The sequence below is a fragment of the Streptomyces sp. SID3343 genome (assembly GCF_009865215.1).
GTDB lineage: Bacteria > Actinomycetota > Actinomycetes > Streptomycetales > Streptomycetaceae > Embleya.
On the sequence record NZ_WWJX01001581.1, the window covers coordinates 1 to 666 of the forward strand.

Consider the following 666-nt stretch of genomic DNA (forward strand, 5'->3'; position numbering starts at 1 on the left):
CGGGCGGCAGCGCGGGGAATCCGCCGCGCCGGCCCTGGAGCGGGATCGCCTGGTCGGGCGCGGCCGGGATGGGCGGCAGCAGTTCGGTGGGCATGTCGTCCGGGACGGCGCGGCCGGCGCCGGGGCGGTCGCGGACGCTGGTCGAGCGGCCTTGGGCGTCCGTCGTGCGACCCTGCGCATCCGTTGCTCGGCCCTGGGCGTCCGTCGCGCGGCTCTGCGCGGGGATCGGGGTCGGCGGGATGGAGAGCCGGCGACGGGCTTGGGCGCCCTGCGGTGTGGCGGTGCCGTTGGCCCGCCCCGATGCGGCGGCCGGGGCTTCGGCGGGGGCGCTCGCGGGGGTGGGCCGCTGGGGCAGGGCCGTGGGCGGGCTCGGTTCGCCGTTGTCGCCGTGGTCCGGGGTATGCGTTTGGGACACGCCGCGGTGCGAGCCGGAGGGGCCGGCCGAGGACTCGTTGGACTCGTGGGCGTCCCGGGACGGTCGGCCGCGACGGGATCGCGGCGGATAGACCGCCTCGAACGCGCCGCTGTTGTTGCGCGCGGCCTCCTCGGCGTCGTCGTATCCGCCGGAGCCGGGCCGCTCGTGCTGCCCTTCGACGGCGCTCGCGGGTACGAGCGGGACCGGCGCCACGGTGCCCGGCGGCAACGCGAACGGGCCCTGCGGCGCGG

Annotated in this window: 1 protein-coding gene; it reads right to left on the reverse strand. The window is 79.0% G+C overall.

Annotated features, from left to right (window positions below):
* On the reverse strand, positions 1-666 hold a 666-nt coding region (locus GT354_RS50450), incomplete at both ends, for a hypothetical protein (RefSeq protein WP_202513195.1).